General features: G+C 72.0%; 15 protein-coding genes, 1 rRNA gene and 1 riboswitch. Of the genes, 3 read left to right on the top strand and 13 right to left on the bottom strand.

What is annotated here, in order from left to right:
* Positions 1–63: 63 nt before the first annotated feature.
* Positions 64–1,569, bottom strand: coding sequence for a glutamate-cysteine ligase family protein (locus tag IE219_RS14885; RefSeq protein ID WP_189977364.1), 1,506 nt, complete (start codon positions 1,567–1,569; stop codon positions 64–66).
* 517 nt (positions 1,570–2,086) lie between these two features.
* On the opposite strand from IE219_RS14885, the gene IE219_RS14880 reads away from it, so the two are divergent.
* Both IE219_RS14880 and IE219_RS14875 read left to right on the top strand, forming a co-directional pair.
* Positions 2,087–2,680 carry a hypothetical protein gene (locus IE219_RS14880; RefSeq protein ID WP_189977362.1) on the top strand — a complete coding sequence of 198 codons (594 nt, stop codon included), beginning with the start codon at positions 2,087–2,089 and terminating at the stop codon, positions 2,678–2,680.
* 355 nt (positions 2,681–3,035) lie between these two features.
* Positions 3,036–3,242 carry a DUF5999 family protein gene (locus tag IE219_RS14875; RefSeq protein WP_189977360.1) on the top strand — a complete coding sequence of 69 codons (207 nt, stop codon included), beginning with the start codon at positions 3,036–3,038 and terminating at the stop codon, positions 3,240–3,242.
* An 88-nt stretch (positions 3,243–3,330) separates the two neighbouring features.
* Here the strand turns inward: IE219_RS14875 and gcvP are convergent, their stop codons facing one another.
* On the bottom strand, positions 3,331–6,216 hold the full coding sequence (gcvP, locus tag IE219_RS14870; protein WP_189977358.1) for an aminomethyl-transferring glycine dehydrogenase: 2,886 nt from the start codon (positions 6,214–6,216) through the stop codon (positions 3,331–3,333).
* A 179-nt stretch (positions 6,217–6,395) separates the two neighbouring features.
* Positions 6,396–6,496, bottom strand: a riboswitch (glycine riboswitch).
* Between the two features lie 113 nt (positions 6,497–6,609).
* On the opposite strand from gcvP, the gene IE219_RS14865 reads away from it, so the two are divergent.
* Positions 6,610–6,981, top strand: coding sequence for a PRC-barrel domain-containing protein (locus IE219_RS14865; RefSeq protein WP_189977356.1), 372 nt, complete (start codon positions 6,610–6,612; stop codon positions 6,979–6,981).
* Positions 6,982–7,006: 25 nt separating this feature from the next.
* Here the strand turns inward: IE219_RS14865 and IE219_RS14860 are convergent, their stop codons facing one another.
* From IE219_RS14860 to rrf, 11 genes are all read right to left on the bottom strand, one after another.
* Positions 7,007–8,530, bottom strand: a complete 1,524-nt coding sequence (locus IE219_RS14860; protein WP_189977354.1) for a DNA polymerase IV — start codon at positions 8,528–8,530, stop codon at positions 7,007–7,009.
* A 77-nt stretch (positions 8,531–8,607) separates the two neighbouring features.
* Positions 8,608–9,231, bottom strand: a complete 624-nt coding sequence (locus IE219_RS14855; protein WP_189977352.1) for a MerR family transcriptional regulator — start codon at positions 9,229–9,231, stop codon at positions 8,608–8,610.
* 222 nt (positions 9,232–9,453) lie between these two features.
* On the bottom strand, positions 9,454–9,921 hold the full coding sequence (locus tag IE219_RS14850) for a bifunctional nuclease family protein (RefSeq protein ID WP_189977350.1): 468 nt from the start codon (positions 9,919–9,921) through the stop codon (positions 9,454–9,456).
* A gap of 90 nt (positions 9,922–10,011) precedes the next feature.
* The gene (gene ftsR / locus IE219_RS14845; RefSeq protein WP_189977348.1) at positions 10,012–10,764 is read right to left on the bottom strand and encodes a transcriptional regulator FtsR; all 753 of its coding nucleotides are present in this window, start codon (positions 10,762–10,764) and stop codon (positions 10,012–10,014) included.
* A gap of 31 nt (positions 10,765–10,795) precedes the next feature.
* Complete coding sequence (locus IE219_RS14840; RefSeq protein ID WP_189977983.1) at positions 10,796–11,731, bottom strand: FHA domain-containing protein; 936 nt, start codon at positions 11,729–11,731, stop codon at positions 10,796–10,798.
* A gap of 81 nt (positions 11,732–11,812) precedes the next feature.
* Positions 11,813–12,793: a DUF881 domain-containing protein gene (locus IE219_RS14835; RefSeq protein WP_229849766.1), complete on the bottom strand. Its 981-nt coding sequence runs from the start codon at positions 12,791–12,793 to the stop codon at positions 11,813–11,815.
* A 5-nt stretch (positions 12,794–12,798) separates the two neighbouring features.
* Entirely contained in the window at positions 12,799–13,131 is a 333-nt protein-coding gene (locus IE219_RS14830) for a small basic family protein (protein WP_030492461.1), read from the bottom strand.
* Entirely contained in the window at positions 13,128–14,057 is a 930-nt protein-coding gene (locus tag IE219_RS14825) for a DUF881 domain-containing protein (RefSeq protein ID WP_189977346.1), read from the bottom strand. Before IE219_RS14825 ends, IE219_RS14830 begins: the two co-directional genes overlap by 4 nt.
* Positions 14,058–14,157: 100 nt before the next feature.
* Positions 14,158–16,653 carry a mannose-1-phosphate guanyltransferase gene (locus IE219_RS14820; protein ID WP_189977344.1) on the bottom strand — a complete coding sequence of 832 codons (2,496 nt, stop codon included), beginning with the start codon at positions 16,651–16,653 and terminating at the stop codon, positions 14,158–14,160.
* Positions 16,654–16,769: 116 nt separating this feature from the next.
* Positions 16,770–17,378, bottom strand: a complete 609-nt coding sequence (clsA, locus tag IE219_RS14815; protein ID WP_189977342.1) for a cardiolipin synthase ClsA — start codon at positions 17,376–17,378, stop codon at positions 16,770–16,772.
* Between the two features lie 165 nt (positions 17,379–17,543).
* A 5S ribosomal RNA gene (rrf, locus tag IE219_RS14810) occupies positions 17,544–17,660 on the bottom strand.
* Between the last annotated feature and the right edge of the window lie 132 nt (positions 17,661–17,792).

Below are 17,792 nucleotides of genomic sequence, written 5' to 3'. Positions count from 1 at the left end.
GTGACGACGATCATGCGCGACGGCCCGGCCGCGGCGCCATCCGGGGTGCGGCGCGGCGGCGCCTCACCTCCCCGCGGCCGCCACCGGCCAGGTGTGCACCGGCTCCCCCGTCAGCATCAGCTCCCGGTAGCGCCGGGTGGTCGCCGCCAGTGCCTCCTCCCGGCCGAGCCCGGCCTCCCGGGTCCGGTGGAAGGTGTCGGCCTGCCAGGAGGCGCCGTTGACCCGGCGCCGGCACCGCTGCTCGATGACGCCGAGGTAGCGGTCCCGGTCCGCCGGGTCGATGCGCCAGGCGTCCAGGCCGGCCGCGGCGAGCGGCAGCAGTTCGTCGAGGACGAGCCGGGCGGCGGGGACGGTCGCGGTCCCGCCCGCGCGCCCCGGCCGGGGCCAGCGCAGCTCCGCCTCGATGCCGTACCGGCAGGCCGTGTCGAAGTTGGCCTCGGCGTCCGTGAACGGCATCCGCCGCCACACCGGGCGCGGGTCGTCGGCGAGGGAGCGGACCAGCCCGTAGTAGAAGGCGGCGTTGGCGAGGACGTCGGTGACGGTGGGGCCGGCGGGCAGGACGCGGTTCTCCACCCGCAGGTGCGGGACGCCGTCGACCCAGCCGTACACCGGCCGGTTCCAGCGGTAGACGGTGCCGTTGTGCAGGACGAGTTCCTTCAGCTGGGGCACCCCGCCCGCGTCGAGGACGCCGAGCGGGTCCTCCTCGTCGCACAGCGGCAGCAGCGAGGGGAAGTAGCGCACGTTCTCCTCGAAGAGGTCGTACGCCGAGTCCACCCACCGCTCGCCGAACCAGGTGCGCGGCCGCACCCCCTGGGCCTGGAGCTCGGGCGGGCGGGTGTCGGTGGCCTGCTGGAAGAGGGGCGGGCGGGACTCCCGCCAGACCTCGCGGCCGAAGACGAAGGGCGAGTTGGCACCGAGGGCGATCTGCACGCCGGCGACGGCCTGGGCGGCGTTCCAGACGGCGGCGAAGCGGGCCGGGGTGACCTGGAGGTGGAGCTGGACCGAGGTGCAGGCCGCCTCGGAGATGATCGATTCCGAGGTCTGCGCGAGCCGTTCGACGCCCTGGATGTCGAGGCTGATCTGTTCTCCGCGGGCGGTGAGGATCTGATCGTTGAGCAGCGCGTAGCGGTCGGCCGAGGAAAGGTTCTCGAAGACGAGATCACTCGCGGCGAGGGTCGGCAGCACACCGATCATGACGACGCCCGCGTCGAGTTCGGCGGCCTTGCGGTCGGCATATCCCAGGGCGGTCCGCAGCTCCTCCGCGAGCCGGTCGAAAACGTGGCCGTCGAGCCGCCGGGGGGCGATGTTGACTTCCAGGTTGAACATTCCGAGTTCGGTCTGGAAATCGGCGCTCGCGATCTTTTCCAGGACGGCTTCGTTCAGCATCCGGGGCAGCCCGTCGGGACCCGCGAGATTGAGTTCGATCTCCACGCCCATGAGGTTGCGCGGGCGGTCGAACCGCTGCTCCGCGAGGAGCCGGGCGAGCCCCGCCAGACACTGCTGGAGCTTGCGCCGGTACCGCTGCCGGTCGGCCGGGCCGAACCCGTCCGTCACGACCTTCTCCCCCATCGAGGCGTCCCTCCCGCCCGGGCGGCCGCCGGACGGGCCGCGCACACGGACGATGATGCCCACGCCGCTGATCGACAACGCCGGTGGAGACGTCCTCGGCGCGAATGCCCCGGTACGGACCAGGGGCGTCCCGGACGTTCTCGCGGACTCCCGAACGGCCATGGACATATACCGGTGTCATATCGGCCCGGTGACCCCGTGACGACTTTATCGGAATTATCCCCTCCGACCTGCGGGAGAATGCGAGTCCGGAGATCTGTGTCACATCGCGATTCCGCCATGATTCCGCCGCCCGAACCACCGGAAGCGGCCCGATGCCGCCCTTCAGGAATATCGGAGGGGCATGGCGGAAACACTCTGTGAACGGGCTTCGTATAAAATCCGCGGACGAGGCGGGGCGCCGGTGCCGGCCACGCACCCGTGGCCCCCCGCTCCGCCCTCGCCGCCGACAGCGCCGTCGCACCTGCCCACGTAACCGCGCAGCACCGTGTCTCCTGAGCGAGAGGCGACCCACACCATGCTCCGATCCTCTCCGGCCCCCGCGCCGGCCCTGCGCAGTGTCCTCGCGGCACTGGGCTCGCCCACGGCCGTACACGAGGCCCGCACCCCCGCGCTGCGGGCCGCGCCGGGACCGCTGAGCCCCGAACTCCCGCTGCCCGTCCACCTCCTGAGGCTCTCCGCCGCCCCCGGGCAGCCGCGCACCCGGCTCGTCGGCTGGCGCTTCCTGATCCGCTGCGGGGACCGGGCGGTCGCCGCGGCGGAGACCGTGCCCGACCCGGACGGCGGCTGGGCCTTCTCCCACTTCTTCGAGGGGCCGTACGTCACCGCCACCGAGCGGGCGCTGGCCCAGGCGGAGGCGCTGCCGGGCGCGTACCAGCCCCGGCTGCTGTCGGTGCCGGAGCTGTACATGCTGACGCTGTGGCTGCGCCCCGAACCGGGCGCGGACGGCGCGGAGCCGGACGCGGACGCCGCCGACGTCCTCGTACCGCTCGCCCCGGCCCCGCCCGGCATCGCCGCCCACCGCCCCTACCGGGCGGCCGACCTGCTGCCCGTGCTGAGCACCCGTCTCGCGCCGCCGCCGTTCTTCGACGCCGAGGCGCCCGCCGCCTGACCCGCCCGGACATCGGTCCGTACGTCCATCCGGACAGAAGTGCGCCCCGTGGCCCGACCGGGTCACGGGGCGCACTTCTGTCCGAAAAAGGCTCCCGAACGGGCCTTCCGAACACCCCTCCCGTACGGACTAGTCCAGCCGGGCCACCCCGAACCATCCGAACGGGCAGGGGTGTTGAGCTGAACCGCCCCTGCGGGTGACGCGTCTTCCCAGGAGCGGACGAGCTGACGCGAAATCCCTGCGGAAGGACGTCCGTACGGCAAGACTGGGCCCGGAACCGAACCGACCGACGGGGGCGGCCGTGAGCGTGAACAGCCGCAGGACATCCATCACGACGCAGCGAAAGAACCCACCCATGTGCCATCACCAGCCTGCCTGTCCCACCGCCGACTCCGCCGACCGCGAGGCGGCCCTCTCGGTGGCCTGCCACCCGGAACAGGGCTGGAGTCTGCTGTGCAACGGGGTCCTGCTCTTCGAGGACACCGGCGAACTGCTGCCGGACGGCCGGATCATCGCCCCGCACCGGCCGCTGACGACCGGGCACGTGACGACGGCGGCCTGAACCGCGACCGCTCCCGGGCGCACGGCCCGGAAGCGCCGAGGGCCGGCCCGGAGCGGAACTCCGGACCGGCCCTTCGCCGTGCCGTCCGTCAGTGGTCGTACGCGTCCAGCGGCGGGCAGGAGCAGACCAGGTTGCGGTCGCCGAAGGCACCGTCGATGCGGCGGACCGGCGGCCAGTACTTGTCGGCGGCCGAGACGCCGGCCGGGAAGACGGCCTCGTCGCGCCCGTAGGCGTGGTTCCACTCGCCGCCGAGCGCGGCCGCGGTGTGCGGGGCGTTGCGCAGCGGGTTGTCCTCGGCGGGCCACGCGCCCGAGCCGACCTTCTCGATCTCGGCGCGGATCGCGATCATCGTGTCGCAGAAGCGGTCCAGCTCGGCCAGGTCCTCGGACTCGGTCGGCTCGATCATCAGCGTGCCGGCGACCGGGAAGGACATGGTCGGCGCGTGGAAGCCGTAGTCGATCAGGCGCTTGGCGATGTCGTCGACGGTGACGCCGGTCGCCTTGGTCAGCGGCCGCAGGTCGACGATGCACTCGTGGGCGACGAGCCCGGCCGGACCGGTGTAGAGCACCGGGTAGTGCGGCTCCAGGCGCTTGGCGATGTAGTTCGCCGCGAGGACGGCGACCTGGGTGGCGCGCTTGAGGCCCTCGCCGCCCATCAGGCGGACGTACGTCCAGGAGATGGGGAGGATGCCTGCGGAGCCCCACGGGGCGGCCGAGATCGGGCCGACGCCGGTCTCCGGGCCCGCGGTGGGCTGGAGCGGGTGGTTCGGCAGGAACGGCGCGAGGTGGGCGCGGACGCCGACCGGGCCGACGCCGGGGCCGCCGCCGCCGTGCGGGATGCAGAAGGTCTTGTGCAGGTTGAGGTGCGAGACGTCGCCGCCGAAGTGGCCCGGCTTGGCGAGGCCGACCAGGGCGTTCAGGTTGGCGCCGTCGACGTACACCTGGCCGCCGGCCTCGTGGACCTCGGCGCAGATGTCGGCGACGTGCTCCTCGAAGACGCCGTGCGTCGACGGGTAGGTGATCATGAGCACGGCGAGCTCGTCGCGGTGCTGCGCGATCTTGGCGCGCAGGTCCTCGACGTCGACCTCGCCGTCCTCGGCGGTCTTCACGACGACGACCTTCATGCCGGCCATCACCGCGGAGGCGGCGTTGGTGCCGTGCGCGGAGGACGGGATGAGGCAGACGGTGCGCTGCGCGTCGCCGTTGGCGCGGTGGTAGGCGCGGACGGCGAGGAGGCCGGCCAGCTCGCCCTGGGAGCCGGCGTTGGGCTGGATCGAGACCTTGTCGTAGCCGGTGACCTCGGCGAGGCGCTCCTCCAGCTCGGTGATGAGCGTGACGTAGCCCTGGGCCTGGTCGATCGGCGCGAAGGGGTGGATCTGGCCGAACTCGGGCCAGGTCACCGGCTCCATCTCGGTGGTCGCGTTCAGCTTCATGGTGCAGGAGCCGAGCGGGATCATGCCGCGGTCGAGCGCGTAGTCGCGGTCCGAGAGGCGGCGCAGGTAGCGCAGCATCGCGGTCTCGGAGCGGTGCGCGTGGAAGACCGGGTGGGTGAGGTACGCGTCGGAGCGCAGCAGACCGGCCGGGAGGGCGTCCTCGGTGGCGGCGTCCAGGGCCTCGACGTCGGCGGTGACGCCGAAGGCGGCCCAGACGGCGGCGAGCTGCTCGCGGCCGGTGGTCTCGTCGCAGGAGACCGAGACGTGGTCGGCGTCGACACGGTACAGGTTGACGCCGGCCTCGCGGGCGGCGGCGACGACGGCGTCGGCGCGGCCGAGCACGCGGGCGGTGAGGGTGTCGAAGAAGACGCCCTTGGTGAGCTCGACGCCCCCGGCGGTGAGCCCGGCGGCGAGGATCGCCGCGTAGCGGTGGGTGCGGGCCGCGATCTGCTTCAGGCCGTCGGGGCCGTGGTAGACGGCGTACATGCCGGCCATGACGGCGAGGAGCACCTGGGCGGTGCAGATGTTGCTGGTGGCCTTCTCGCGGCGGATGTGCTGCTCGCGGGTCTGGAGCGCGAGGCGGTACGCCTTGTTGCCGTCGGCGTCGACGGAGACGCCGACGAGGCGGCCGGGGAGCGAGCGGGCGTGCTTGTCCTGCACGGCCATGTAGCCGGCGTGCGGGCCGCCGAAGCCCATCGGGACGCCGAAGCGCTGGGTGGTGCCGACGGCGATGTCGGCGCCGAGCGAGCCGGGCGAGACGAGCAGGGTGAGCGCGAGCAGGTCGGCGGCGACGGTGACGATCGCGCCGAGCCCGTGGGCGGCGTCGATCAGCGGCTTGATGTCGCGGACCGCGCCGGAGGCGCCCGGGTACTGGAGGAGCACGCCGAAGACGCCGCGCTCGGCGATCTCGGCCGGGATGCCCTCGGAGAGATCGGCGACGACGACCTCGACGCCGGTCGGCTCGGCGCGGGTCTCGATGACGGCGACGGTCTGCGGCAGGGTGTCGGCGTCGACGAGGAAGACGCCCTTCTTGACCTTGCCGACGCGGCGGGAGAGCGACATGGCCTCGGCGGCGGCGGTGCCCTCGTCGAGGAGGGAGGCGCCGGAGGTCGGCAGGCCGGTGAGGTCGGCGACCATGGTCTGGAAGTTGAGCAGGGCCTCCAGGCGGCCCTGGGAGATCTCCGGCTGGTAGGGCGTGTACGCCGTGTACCAGGCGGGGTTCTCCATCACGTTGCGCAGGATGACCGGCGGGGTGAAGGTGCCGTAGTAGCCGAGGCCGATCATCGGGGCGAGGACCTCGTTGCGGCCGGCGAGGGCGCGCAGCTCGGCGAGGACCTCGGCCTCGGTGCGGGCGCCGGGCAGGTCCAGCGCCTCGGCGTTCTTGATGACGTCCGGCACCGCGGCGGCCGTCAGCTCGTCGAGGGAGCCGTAACCGACCTGGGCGAGCATCTTGGCCCGCGCCTCGGCGTCGGGTCCGATGTGCCGCTGCTCGAAGGGGATGCCCTGTTCGAGCTCGGAGAGCGGGGTGCGGTTGGCGGTCATGATGCGGGGGCCTCCTGGTCGTCACGACCTGCGAGGGGCACCACGGCGTGGGTGCCCGGACGGCCTCCCCCTCTGTCATCTCAACCTGAGAGCTTCACCGGCACGCCCGTGGGCACGCCGGTTTTCACCGTCGGTGAGAGCGGATGCCGTCGGACTCCCGCCCTGCTTTCCAGAGTGACCTCGTCCGCGCGGTACCGGGTGCCTGAGAGATTCCGGGGAGGATTTGCTCCTTCGGCGCCACCGGGGGTTTCCCTCCGGAGGACTCTCCCGCACGGTGTCGACAGCCACGACCAGCCTACCAGCGCGCCTGTGGCCCCCATCGCTCAAGTGGCCGACATCCCGGATGTGCCCTTTCGTAGGGGTGTAGAGCAGTTGCGACCAGTTGGAGGGACCGTGCAGACCGACATCGATCCGCGCAGCCTGATCGGCCGCAAGGCGTTCGACCGGAACGGGCACAAGATCGGAACCGTGGACGAGGTGTACCTGGACGACGCGACGGGCGTCCCCGAGTGGGCGGCGGTCCGCACGGGGCTGTTCAGCCGGGACGCGTTCGTCCCGCTGGAGCCGAGCGAGCTGACCGACGACGGGCTCCACATCCCCTTCGAACGCTCCCTCATCAAGGACGCGCCCGACTTCGGCGTGGGCCGTCACCTCTCCCCCGAGCAGGAGCTCCAGCTCTACCGGCACTACAGCCTGACGCTCCCGCCGCCGTCCGGGCACGTCCCCGACTTCGGCCGGATCGCGGGCCGGGACGACGCGGCCTGACCCGCGCCCGGCCCCGGGGCCGGTCCTACTCACCCGCACGGACCACCGCCGGGGCTGCGCCCTCCGCCCCGGTGGCCCCGCCGGGCACCAGGGGCAGCGGATCGGCCGCTGCCAGCTCCGGATCGTCCACCGCGAAGGTCCGCACCCGGCCGGGGACCCGGCCGTCCGGCCGCTCGAACCGGACGGTGACCCGGCCGAGCCCGCTGCCCTGCACCCAGCCGTGCCCGTGGACGGCGTGCCGCACGTCGTTCCCCGGCGCCCACCGCCGCCCGCCCGCCTCCTCCCCGCCCGGCACCCCGCCGGCCCCCGGAACCGCACCGGAAGCCGGGGACACAGAGGGAGACGGGGGTACGGGAGAGGCCGGGGGTACGGGGAGGGGCGGGGGTACGGGGAGGGGCGGCGGCGCGGCGGAAGCCGCAGGCGCCTCGCCCCCGGGCCCGGCCGCCCCCGCGGCCTCCGCCTCCGCCCGCGCGCCCGCCTCCGCCTGGGCGAAGAGGTCCTCCTGCGTGTAGTCGGCGAGCCCGGCCACCCCGACGCCGAGCAGCCGCACCCCGCCCGTGGTGTCCACCAGCTCCAGGAGCCGCTCGGCGGCCTCCCGCACCACCAGCGGGTCGTCCGTCGGCCCGCGCAGCGTCTCGGAGCGGGTCAGCGTCGAGAAGTCGTAGCGCCGCACCTTCAGCACGATCGTCCGCCCCGAGTGGCCGGAGGCCCGCAGCCGGGCCACGCACCGCTCGGCCAGCCGCTCCACCTCCAGCCGGATCCGCAGCCGGTCGTGCAGGTCGATGTCGAAGGTGTCCTCCACGGAGACCGACTTGGCGTCCCGCTCGGCGACCACGGGCCGGTCGTCGTGCCCGAGCGCCATCCGGTGCAGCGAGGTGCCGTGCGCCCGCCCCAGGAGGCGTACGAGCTCGTCCTCGCCGGCCTCCACCACCTCGGCGACGGTGGTGATCCCGGCCCGCCGCAGGTGGTCCCCGGTGGCCGGCCCGACGCCGGGCACAATCCGCACCGAGCGGGGCGCGAGCAGCTCCCGCTCGGTCCCCGGCTCGAACAGGACCAGCCCGTCCGGCTTGGCCTCCTCCGAGGCGATCTTGGCGAGCATCTTGGACCCGGCGAGCCCGACGGAGCCGGTGAGTCCGGTGGACGCCAGGATGTCGGCCCGCAGCCGCTCCCCCACGGCCCGCGCGCTCGCGCTGTCCCCGGCCACCCCGCCGGCCTCCAGGTCCACGAACGCCTCGTCGAGGCTGAGCGGTTCCACCAGCGGCGACAACCGCCCCAGCAGCTCCATGACCTGCCCGCTGATGGCCCGGTAGAAGGCGAAGCGCGGCACCAGGTAGGCGGCGTTCGGCGCGAGCCGCCGCGCCTGCCCCATGGGCATCGCCGAGTGCACGCCGAAGCGCCGGGCCTCGTACGAGGCGGTGGCGACGACACCGCGCGGCCCGAGCCCGCCGACCACCACGGGCTTGCCGCGCAGGCTCGGTTTCGACGCCTGCTCGGCGGCGGCGAAGAAGGCGTCCATGTCCAGGTGAAGGATCGTGGGGGCGGCTCTCACGCCTCCGATGCTGCCTCACGCCACTGACAACCGCCGCCACGGGCACGGGCCCGCCCCGCGGCAGGGGCCCCGAAGTCTCAGACGGCCCGGTCGCGCCTGCGCCGCGCCAGCTCGTCCTGCGGGTTGTGCCCGACGAGCGTCTCGCCGGTGTCGACGCGCTCCCCGTGCAGCTGCGACAGCGCGGCCTCCACGTCCTGCCAGACGACCCCGACCGCGATCCCGAAGACGCCCTGCCCGCCCTGGAGCAGGGAGACGACCTCGTCGGGCGAGGAGCACTCGTAGACGGTGGCCCCGTCGCTCATCAGCGTCATGCGCTCCAGGTCCCGGAAGCCCCGGGCGCGCAGGTGCTGCACGGCGGCCCGGATGTTCTGGAGGGCGACCCCGGTGTCGAGGAACCGCTTGACGATCTTGAGGACGACGACGTCGCGGAAGCTGTAGAGCCGCTGCGTCCCGGAGCCGTACGCGGGCCGCACGCTCGGCTCGACGAGCCCGGTGCGCGCCCAGTAGTCCAGCTGGCGGTAGGTGATGCCGGCCGCCGCACAGGCCGTGGGGCCCCGGTAGCCGACGGCCTCGTCCGCGAGTCCGCCCCCGGTCTCCACATCCGTTCCGAGGCCGCCCGCACCGCCGTGAAGCGGATACGGACCACGCTCCCCGGACACGCGTCCGAGCGAGCTCCCTGCCGTACCGTCCGCGCTGCTCATCACGCCGACCCTCCGTCCTTGACCTGCCCACTCGAAAGGTAGGGAGTCGCCCGGGGTGCGTCAACGATCGCCACACTCGGCACGCCGAGTGATAATCACCCAGAGAGTGGTTTCACGTGTCCCACTCGCGGGAAAGGCTACTCGAATGCGCCGACGGCGCTCCCGAACGCCCCTCGTGCGCCCCCCTGTGCGGGGCGCCCCCACGGGGGCGGGCCGGCCGGGTCACTGGCTCCCGAAGTCCTCCGGGGAGATCTGGTCGAGGAACTCGCGGAACTTCTCCACCTCGTCCTCCTGCTCGTCGGGGATCGCGATGCCGGCGTCGTCGAGGACGCCGTCGCTGCCGAAGATCGGCGACCCGGTGCGCAGTGCCAGGGCTATCGCGTCCGAGGGGCGGGCGCTCACCTCCACGCCGCTGGCGAAGACCAGCTCGGCGTAGAAGACCCCGTTGCGCAGATCGGTGATGCGGACCTGGGTCAGCTCCTGGCCCACCGCCTCCAGCACGTCCTTGAAGAGGTCGTGCGTCAGCGGCCTGGGCGGGGCCATGCCCTGCTGGGCGAAGGCGATCGCGGTCGCCTCGCCCGGTCCGATCCAGATGGGAAGGTACCGGTCGCCTCCCACCTCGCGCAGGAGCACGATCGGCTGGTTCGAGGGCATTTCGACCCGGACACCCACAACGTCGAGCTCGTTCACACAGCAACCCTAGGACGTGCCCGACCGGTTTGGATAGTCGGGCCCCCTCCGGGGTCCGTGCGGGAGGCCCGCCGGAGCCGTTCCCGGGCCCTACTGGAGGCGGATTCCGAGCGCGTTGCGCACCAGGGCGGCGTGCAGCCGGACCGACAGCGAGGCCAGCTCGGCGGCCGTGTCCTCGGCGTGGGCGCGGGTCTGCGGGTTGCGGTGGCGCCGCAGCGGGGCGACGACCTGCTCGATGAGCCCGGCCTCCCGGTCGGCGGCGGCCCGGACGGCCCGCAGGTGCCGGGGTTCGAGCCCGAAGCGGCCCAGCTCGGCGACGATGCGGGCGACGTTCACGGCCTCCGCGTCGTAGTCGCCGCTCCCGGCGATCAGCCCGTACGACTCCCACTCCGCCAGTTCGGCCTCGGTGACCCCGGCGGCGGCGATCAGCTCGGCCCGGCCGACGCGGGTGACAGTCGCCGCCTCGCCGTCCCCGTCGTCCGGGGTCCCGTCGAGGACGCCGTCCAGCGGGTCGCGGCGCCGTCCGGGCGCCGGCAGCCTGACCTGCTCGCCCCGGGCGAGGGCGTCGAGGTGCTCGCGGATGACCTTCAGCGGGAGGTAGTGGTCCCGCTGCATCCGCAGGACGGCGGCGAGCCGCTCCACGTCCTGCGGGCTGAACTTCCGGTACCCGGAGGCCGTGCGGCGGGGCTCGACGAGCCCCTCGGCCTCCAGGAAGCGGATCTTGGAGATCGTCACTTCGGGGAACTCGTCCCGCAGCTGGTTCAGCACGGTGCCGATACTCACCAGCCGGTCGCCCGCGGTGGCGGTGCCGGTTCCGGCACCGCCCGTCGCTGTTCGCACCATGGACCTTTCCTGAAGATCTCCGCCAGGCGTGTCAGACGCCTCGCTGGCTCACGTGGAAGACCAGCCGGTACTTGCCGATCTGGACCTCGTCGCCGTTGTTGAGCACGACCGAGTCGATCGGCTCGCGGTTGACGTAGGTGCCGTTGAGGCTGCCGACGTCGGCGACGGTGAAGCGCCCGTCCTGGCCCCGGCGGAACTCGACGTGCCTCCGGGAGACCGTGAAGTCGTCCAGGAAGATGTCGCTCTGCGGGTGGCGGCCGGCCGTGGTCAGCTCGCCGTCCAGGAGGAAGCGGCTGCCCGAGTTCGGGCCGCGCCGCACCACCAGGAGCGCGGAACCGGGCGGCAGCGCCTCGACGGCCGCGAGGGCCTCGGGGGACAGCGCCGGCATCGCGATCTGGCCGGTGACCTCCGCGTCGTACGCCTCCAGGCCGGAGATCGAGATCGTCGACGTCGTCTCCGAGGGGCGCTCGGCGGCGATCCCGCCCCGCAGCGGCGTACCGCAGTGGGAGCAGAAACGGCTGTCCGCCGTGTTGCGGTGGCCGCACCTCGTACACACCGGCATGGACGCGTCCTCCGGCCGCGGCTGACCCGCGGAGGTCTGGGTCGCGTACGGGTCGGGGGCAAACCCTCCACCCGTACTTGAGGTTGATGGTTCACCGAAACCTATGCGCGCGGCACCGGTGGGGTCAACAGACGACGCGCCCGGATTGCCACCGCCCGGACCGCCGACCTCGTCACGGAAGAGCGGGCGCTCGCCGCCCTGCTCCTCCTCGCTCTGGGCATGGCGCGGCGCGCGGTGCCTGGCGTTGCCGCCGTCCTCGCGTGCGCTCTTGCCGAACAACTTCGCAAACAACTTCACGGGCGATTCCCCTTGACCGAAACAGACCCGCCCGTGGGGCAGGACGAACCGAGATCCATCACACCTGCCGACCCGGACACCTTCACAACGTCCGTATCCTCCGGACAGTTTCCACCACGCACCACCGTTGTGGTGCGCCGACCCCCCGCAACGCTCCAGCCCATGTCGCGGAAGCCCCCGACCCTTCTCTCACTGCGAGGACGACTGAGCGTAGTCAGGCCGCTCCGCGGGTCGCAAGGCGTCGACGACGATCTTCGCCGACCGCTCCACCGTGGCCGTGGCCTGCTCCTTCTCCAGGGTCTGCACGACTCCACCGGGGATGTTGAGCGCGGGCTCCAGATCCTCGGGCTTGCCGATGACCTTGAAGACGTACGGAGCGGCCACCTTCGTTCCATCGATCCGCATGTCGTCGCCGCTTCCGGTGAAATAGCTGTTCGCCACCACCCGCACGCCGTCGACCTGGATCGCCTCGGCACCGGCCGCCCGCAGCTCCTGGATGGCGTCCAGCAGCATGTCGGACTCGACCGCGCCGGTCGGGTCGCCGACCGTCAGCGTGATGCCGGGTCCCTCGGCGGCGACCGTGCCGGCCAGGATGCCGAGCTGCCGCTCCTTCTCCTGGGTCTGCCGGCGGGCCTCCTCGGCCTGGTCGGAGCTGGACTCCAGCTCGGAGCGCTGCTTCTCCAGCCGTGCCTTCTCGTCCTCCAGCCGCTGGGTGCGGTCGTCCAGCTCGTCGAGGATCCGTACGAGGTCCTCCTGGCGGGCGCCGCGCAGCGCGCTGCCCTCGCTGGTCGAGGAGACCTGGATGGCGAGGCCGAAGCCCAGGCAGGCGAGGAGCAGGGCGACGACGAGCTGGGCCCGCGTCACCCGCGGCGGCCACAGGGCGTCCGCCAGGCGCCTGCGGCCGTCCGGCGCGGTCTTGGTCCCGCCGTCCGCGGCGGGCACGGGCGCACCGGCCGCGGAAGCGTTCCCGACGCTCTCCTCGGGCTCCGGGGCTGTCTTCTCGGGCTCCGGGGCCGTCTCCTCGACCGCCTCGGGCTCCGGGTCACGGCTTCCGGCGGCCGGGGTCAGGGGACGCTCCTCGGGCACCGGCGGCTTCGCGGCGGGCGCGGGCGTCTCCTCGGGTTCCGGCTTCCCGCCGGGTTCCGGCTTCTCGTTCGGGTTCACGGTCATCGGCCTCACGCCCGGAAGACATGGCGGCGGATGGCGGCCGCGTTGGAGAAGATCCGGATGCCGAGCACGACGACGACACCGGTGGAGAGCTGCGCGCCGACGCCGAGCTTGTCGCCGAGGAAGACGATGAGCGCGGCCACGACCACGTTGGAGAGGAAGGAGACGACGAAGACCTTGTCGACGAAGATCCCGTCGAGCATGGCCCGCAGACCGCCGAAGACCGCGTCGAGGGCGGCGACCACGGCGATGGGGAGGTAGGGCTCCACGACCGCGGGGATCTCGGGCCGGACCAGCAGTCCCGCCACGACTCCGACGATCAGGCCCAGTACGGCGATCACGATGTGCCCTTCCCCTTGTCGGCCGTGGCCCCGCCGGACGGCGTCGCCGCTCCGGTCCGCCTCGGCTCGGCTGTACGTACGTTGAGGCTCGGTGCCGCGGGCAGGCGCAGGTCGCCCTGGACCGAGATGTCGCTGCGGATCCCGAAGTTCTCCACCAGGGCGTGCAGGTACTGCCCGTCCGCGCTGTCCTGGAAGGTGGTGCGCAGGCGCTGTCCGTCGCCGAGGGCGAGGACGGTGTACGGCGGCACGAGCGGCCGGTTGTCGACGAGCACCGCGTCGCCGGCGGCCCGGATCGCGGAGAGCGCGGTCAGCCGCTGGCCGTTGATCGAGACGGCTTCGGCGCCCGACTGCCACAGTCCGTTGACCACCCGCTGCATGTCCCGGTCGCGGACCCGTCCGGTGTCGGAGAATCCGGCGCTCTCCCGGGGGCCGCCGCCTCCGCTGTCGGAGCCCTTGGCGTCGTCGACGACGAGTTTCACGCCGGGGCCGTGCACGGGGGTGGCGCCGGAGAGCAGCGCGACCAGTTCGCCCTGGTCGCCGCCGTGCTCCTGGAGCGCCGCGCGCTGCCGGGCGGCGACCTCGGCCCGGATCCGCTCGACGTCGGCCTCCAGGCCGTCGGCGGCCGCGTTCTCGTCGTCGATGCGGCCGATGAGCTCCTGGCGTTCCTTCGCCACCACGGGGGCGGAGACCCGGGCCTCGGCCGCGCCGACGGTGACCACCGCGGCGGCCAGGACGAGTCCGGCGGCGAGGCCGAGCTTGGCCCGCAGCGGCCTCGGCGCGGGTCCGCCCTCGGCCCGGCGGCGGGCGGTCGCCTCCGCGTATCCGTCGTCCAGCGCGTGGTCGATGACGTTGTTCAGCAGCGACATCGACGCGTCCGGGCGCGGGGGTGGAGAACCTGTGCTCCGAACGGGGGGCTGCTGCGACATGCCGCACATCGTCGCACGTCGTGCGCCGTACCGCCGAATGGCCCTGCGACGAGGCCGGGCGGCCCCTCCTCGGAGCCGCCCGGCCGGTGTCGGGACCGGGTCAGCGGCCCGCGCCCTCGACCACCCGCGCCCATTCGTCGAGCAGGACCTGCGCGGAGGTGTCGTCGGGGCCCTCGGCCCACAGGTGGGTGACGGCCTCTGCGGGGTCGGGGAGGACCATGACCCACCGGCCGTCGGCCTCCACGACCCGCACGCCGTCGGTGGTGTCCACGGATCTGCCGCCGGCCGCCTCGACCACCCGCCGCATCACGAGCCCCTTCACGGCCCACGGGGTGGGGATGTCCCGCTTGAGGACGTGCGCCCGGGGGATGCGGGCGTCGATCTGGCTGAGCGTGAGCTGTGTCCGCGCGACCAGGCCGATGAGCCGTACGAAGGCCGCCGCCCCGTCGAAGACGCTGCTGAACTCGGGCACGATGAACCCGCCGCGCCCGTCGCCGCCGAAGATCGTGGCCTCCTCCCGGCCGACCCGGGTGAGGTCGTCGGGCGAGGTGGTCGTCCATTCGACCTGTGTGCCGTGGTACGCGGCCACCTGCTCGGCGATCCGGGTCGTGGTGACCGGCAGCGCGACCCGTCCGGACCGGCGCTCGGCCGCCACCAGGTCGAGGAGGACCAGCAGGGCCCGGTCGTCCTCGATGATCCGGCCCCGTTCGTCGACGAGCGACAGCCGCTCGCCCACCGGGTCGAAGCGCACTCCGAACGCGGCCCGCGCGGAGGCGACGATCTCTCCGAGCCGTACGAGCCCGGCCCGCCGGCTCTCGGCGGATTCGGTGGGCCGCGACTCGTCGAGTCCGGGGTTGATCGTCAGCGAGTCCACCTGGAGCCGGCCGAGGAGGCTCGGCATGACGAGTCCGGCGCTGCCGTTCGAGGCGTCGACGACGACCTTCAGCCCGGCCTCCGCGATCCCGGAGGTGTCGACGTTCCGCAGCAGGGAGCCGGTGTACGAGTCGAAGACGCTGGCGGGGAAGGACAGGTCGCCGATCTCGCCGGGGAAGGCCCGCCGGTACTCCTGCCGCGCGTAGACCCGGTCCAGCTTCCGCTGCCCGGCCTGTGACAGGTCCGCGCCCCGCTCGTCGAAGAACATGATGTCGACGGAGTCCGGCACGCCCGGGGAGGTGCGGATCATGATGCCGCCGGCGCTGCCCCGCGCGGTCTGCTGCCGGGCGACCGGCAGGGGTACGTTCTCCAGGTCCCGCACGTCGATGGCGCTGGCCTGGAGTGCGGAGATCACCGCCCGTTTGAGGGCCCGCGCGCCGCGCGAGTGGTCGCGCGCGGTGGTGACGGTGGAGCCCTTCTTCAGCATCGTCGCGTACGCCCCCGCCAGCCGTACGGCCAGTTCGGGCGTGATCTCGACGTTGAGGATGCCGGAGACCCCGCGCGCGCCGAAGAGGTGCGCCTGTCCCCGGGACTCCCAGATCACCGAGGTGTTGACGAAGGCGCCGGCCTCGATGGTCTTGAACGGGTAGACCCGTACGTTGCCCTGCACGATCGATTCCTCGCCGATCATGCACTCGTCGCCGATGACGGCCCCGTCCTCGATCCGGGCCGCCCGCATGACGTCGGTGTTCTTGCCGATGACGCAGCCGCGGAGGTTGCTCTGCGGCCCGATGTAGACGTTGTCGTGGACGACGGCCTTGTGCAGGAAGGCGCCGGTCTTCACGACGACGTTCGAGCCGACGACGGTGTGTTCCCGGATCTCGGCACCGGCCTCGACCTTGGCGTAGTCGCCGATGTAGAGCGGTCCGCGCAGCACCGCGTCGTGGTGGACCTCGGCGCCCTCGGCGACCCACACGCCGGGCGAGATCTCGAAGCCGTCGATGTCGACCTGGACCTTGCCCTCCAGGACGTCGGCCTGTGCCTTGACGTAGCTCTCGTGGGTGCCGACGTCCTCCCAGTAGCCCTCGGCGACGTAGCCGTAGACGGGCTTTCCCTCTTTCATGAGTTTCGGGAAGACATCACCCGACCAGTCGACCGGCACATCGGCTTCGACGTAGTCGAAGACTTCGGGCTCCATCACGTAGATGCCCGTGTTCACGGTGTCGGAGAAGACCTGCCCCCAGGTCGGTTTCTCCAGGAAGCGTTCGACCTTTCCTTCCTCGTCGACGATGGTGATGCCGAATTCCAGTGGATTCGGCACCCGCGTCAGGCAGACCGTGACGAGGGCGCCCTTCTCCTTGTGGAAACGGATCAGGTCGGTGAGGTCGAAATCGGTGAGGGCGTCCCCCGAGATCACGAGGAAGGCGTCGTCCTTCAACGCCTCCTCGGCGTTCTTCACACTGCCCGCTGTGCCGAGCGGTTTCTCCTCGTTGGCGTACGTGAGCTCCATCCCGAGCTCCTCGCCGTCGCCGAAGTAGTTCCGGACGAGCGACGCGAGAAACTGCACGGTGACGACGGTCTCGTTGAGACCGTGCCTCTTGAGCAGTCGTAGGACGTGCTCCATGATCGGCCGGTTCGCCACCGGCAGCAGAGGCTTGGGCATGCTCGAGGTCATGGGGCGAAGGCGGGTTCCTTCGCCACCGGCCATCACGACGGCCTTCATGTCGGAAGCGTCCTCCTTGAAGAGACGACGGTCCTGCCGACCAAACCTGTCCGCTCACGGGCCCTCGGACATCCTCGTTCCCGCCGGCGACGCTGCACGGTACGGGACGGGCGGGCTCAATCGGCCGCGCTGTCCGCCTTCACCAGTCGGCGGACCTGGACCACATAGAGGATCCCTGCCCACCAATACAGAGTTGTACCCCATCCGGCGAAAGCCCATCCGAAAACTTCAGCGAGTGACGCCAACCAGCCGCTTCCGTCACTGAGAAGCAGGAGGGGGAAGGCGTACATCAAGTTGAATGTCGCAGCTTTTCCGAGGAAGTTCACCTGCGGCGGCGGATAGCCGTGCTTCCGGAGGATTCCCACCATGACCAGCAGCATGGCCTCGCGCGCCAAAAGCACGAGTGTCAGCCACAGCGGCAGAATCTCGCGCCAGGTGAGGCCGACGAGGGTGGACAGGATGTACAGGCGGTCGGCGGCGGGGTCGAGCAGCCGGCCGAGGCTGCTGATCTGGTTCCATCGCCGCGCGAGCTTGCCGTCGAGGTAATCGCTGACGCCGCTGAGCGCCAGCACGAGCAGTGCCCAGCCGTCGCTCTTGGGTCCGCCGAACTCGGGCCGGAGGATGAGCCACAGGAACAAGGGCACGCCGAGGAGGCGCGCCATGCTCAGAATATTGGGGATGGTGAGGACCCGGTCTGTCTGGACCTCGGTCTCCTGGACCTCCACCCGGGGGCCTCCTGCTGAGAACGGTACCGATGTTGGCCCCCCGACTTTACCGCCCGCCCCCGCCGGCCCCGTCCACCGGGTCCGGCGGGGGGGGCTCCGGTCCGTACCGGGCCCGGAACGCAGAAAAGCCCCGCACCAGTGGTGCGGGGCTTTCCCGGAATGATTGTTCGGCGGTGTCCTACTCTCCCACAGGGTCCCCCCTGCAGTACCATCGGCGCTGAAAGGCTTAGCTTCCGGGTTCGGAATGTAACCGGGCGTTTCCCTAACGCTATGACCACCGAAACTCTATGAAACTGTTGAACCACCGCACCCCAGCCTGGTGTGGGGGGTGTGTTCGTTGTTTCAGAACTAACACAGTGGACGCGAGCAACTGAGGACAAGCCCTCGGCCTATTAGTACCGGTCAGCTCCACCC

This window comes from Streptomyces termitum (assembly GCF_014650175.1).
Taxonomy (GTDB): Bacteria; Actinomycetota; Actinomycetes; order Streptomycetales; family Streptomycetaceae; genus Streptomyces; species Streptomyces termitum.
This window is presented reverse-complemented; position numbering and strand designations above follow the sequence as displayed.

Bases quoted from the DNA above. Each gene is read 5' to 3' on its own strand.
- IE219_RS14880 (WP_189977362.1), top strand. From the start codon at position 2,087: ATGCTCCGATCCTCTCCGGCCCCCGCGCCGGCCCTGCGCAGTGTCCTC.
- IE219_RS14835 (WP_229849766.1), bottom strand. From the start codon at position 12,793: ATGACCGTGAACCCGAACGAGAAGCCGGAACCCGGCGGGAAGCCGGAA.
- ftsR (WP_189977348.1), bottom strand. From the start codon at position 10,764: ATGGTGCGAACAGCGACGGGCGGTGCCGGAACCGGCACCGCCACCGCG.
- IE219_RS14875 (WP_189977360.1), top strand. From the start codon at position 3,036: ATGTGCCATCACCAGCCTGCCTGTCCCACCGCCGACTCCGCCGACCGC.
- IE219_RS14820 (WP_189977344.1), bottom strand. From the start codon at position 16,653: ATGAAGGCCGTCGTGATGGCCGGTGGCGAAGGAACCCGCCTTCGCCCC.
- IE219_RS14825 (WP_189977346.1), bottom strand. From the start codon at position 14,057: ATGTCGCAGCAGCCCCCCGTTCGGAGCACAGGTTCTCCACCCCCGCGC.
- gcvP (WP_189977358.1), bottom strand. From the start codon at position 6,216: ATGACCGCCAACCGCACCCCGCTCTCCGAGCTCGAACAGGGCATCCCC.
- IE219_RS14855 (WP_189977352.1), bottom strand. From the start codon at position 9,231: ATGAGCAGCGCGGACGGTACGGCAGGGAGCTCGCTCGGACGCGTGTCC.
- IE219_RS14885 (WP_189977364.1), bottom strand. From the start codon at position 1,569: ATGGGGGAGAAGGTCGTGACGGACGGGTTCGGCCCGGCCGACCGGCAG.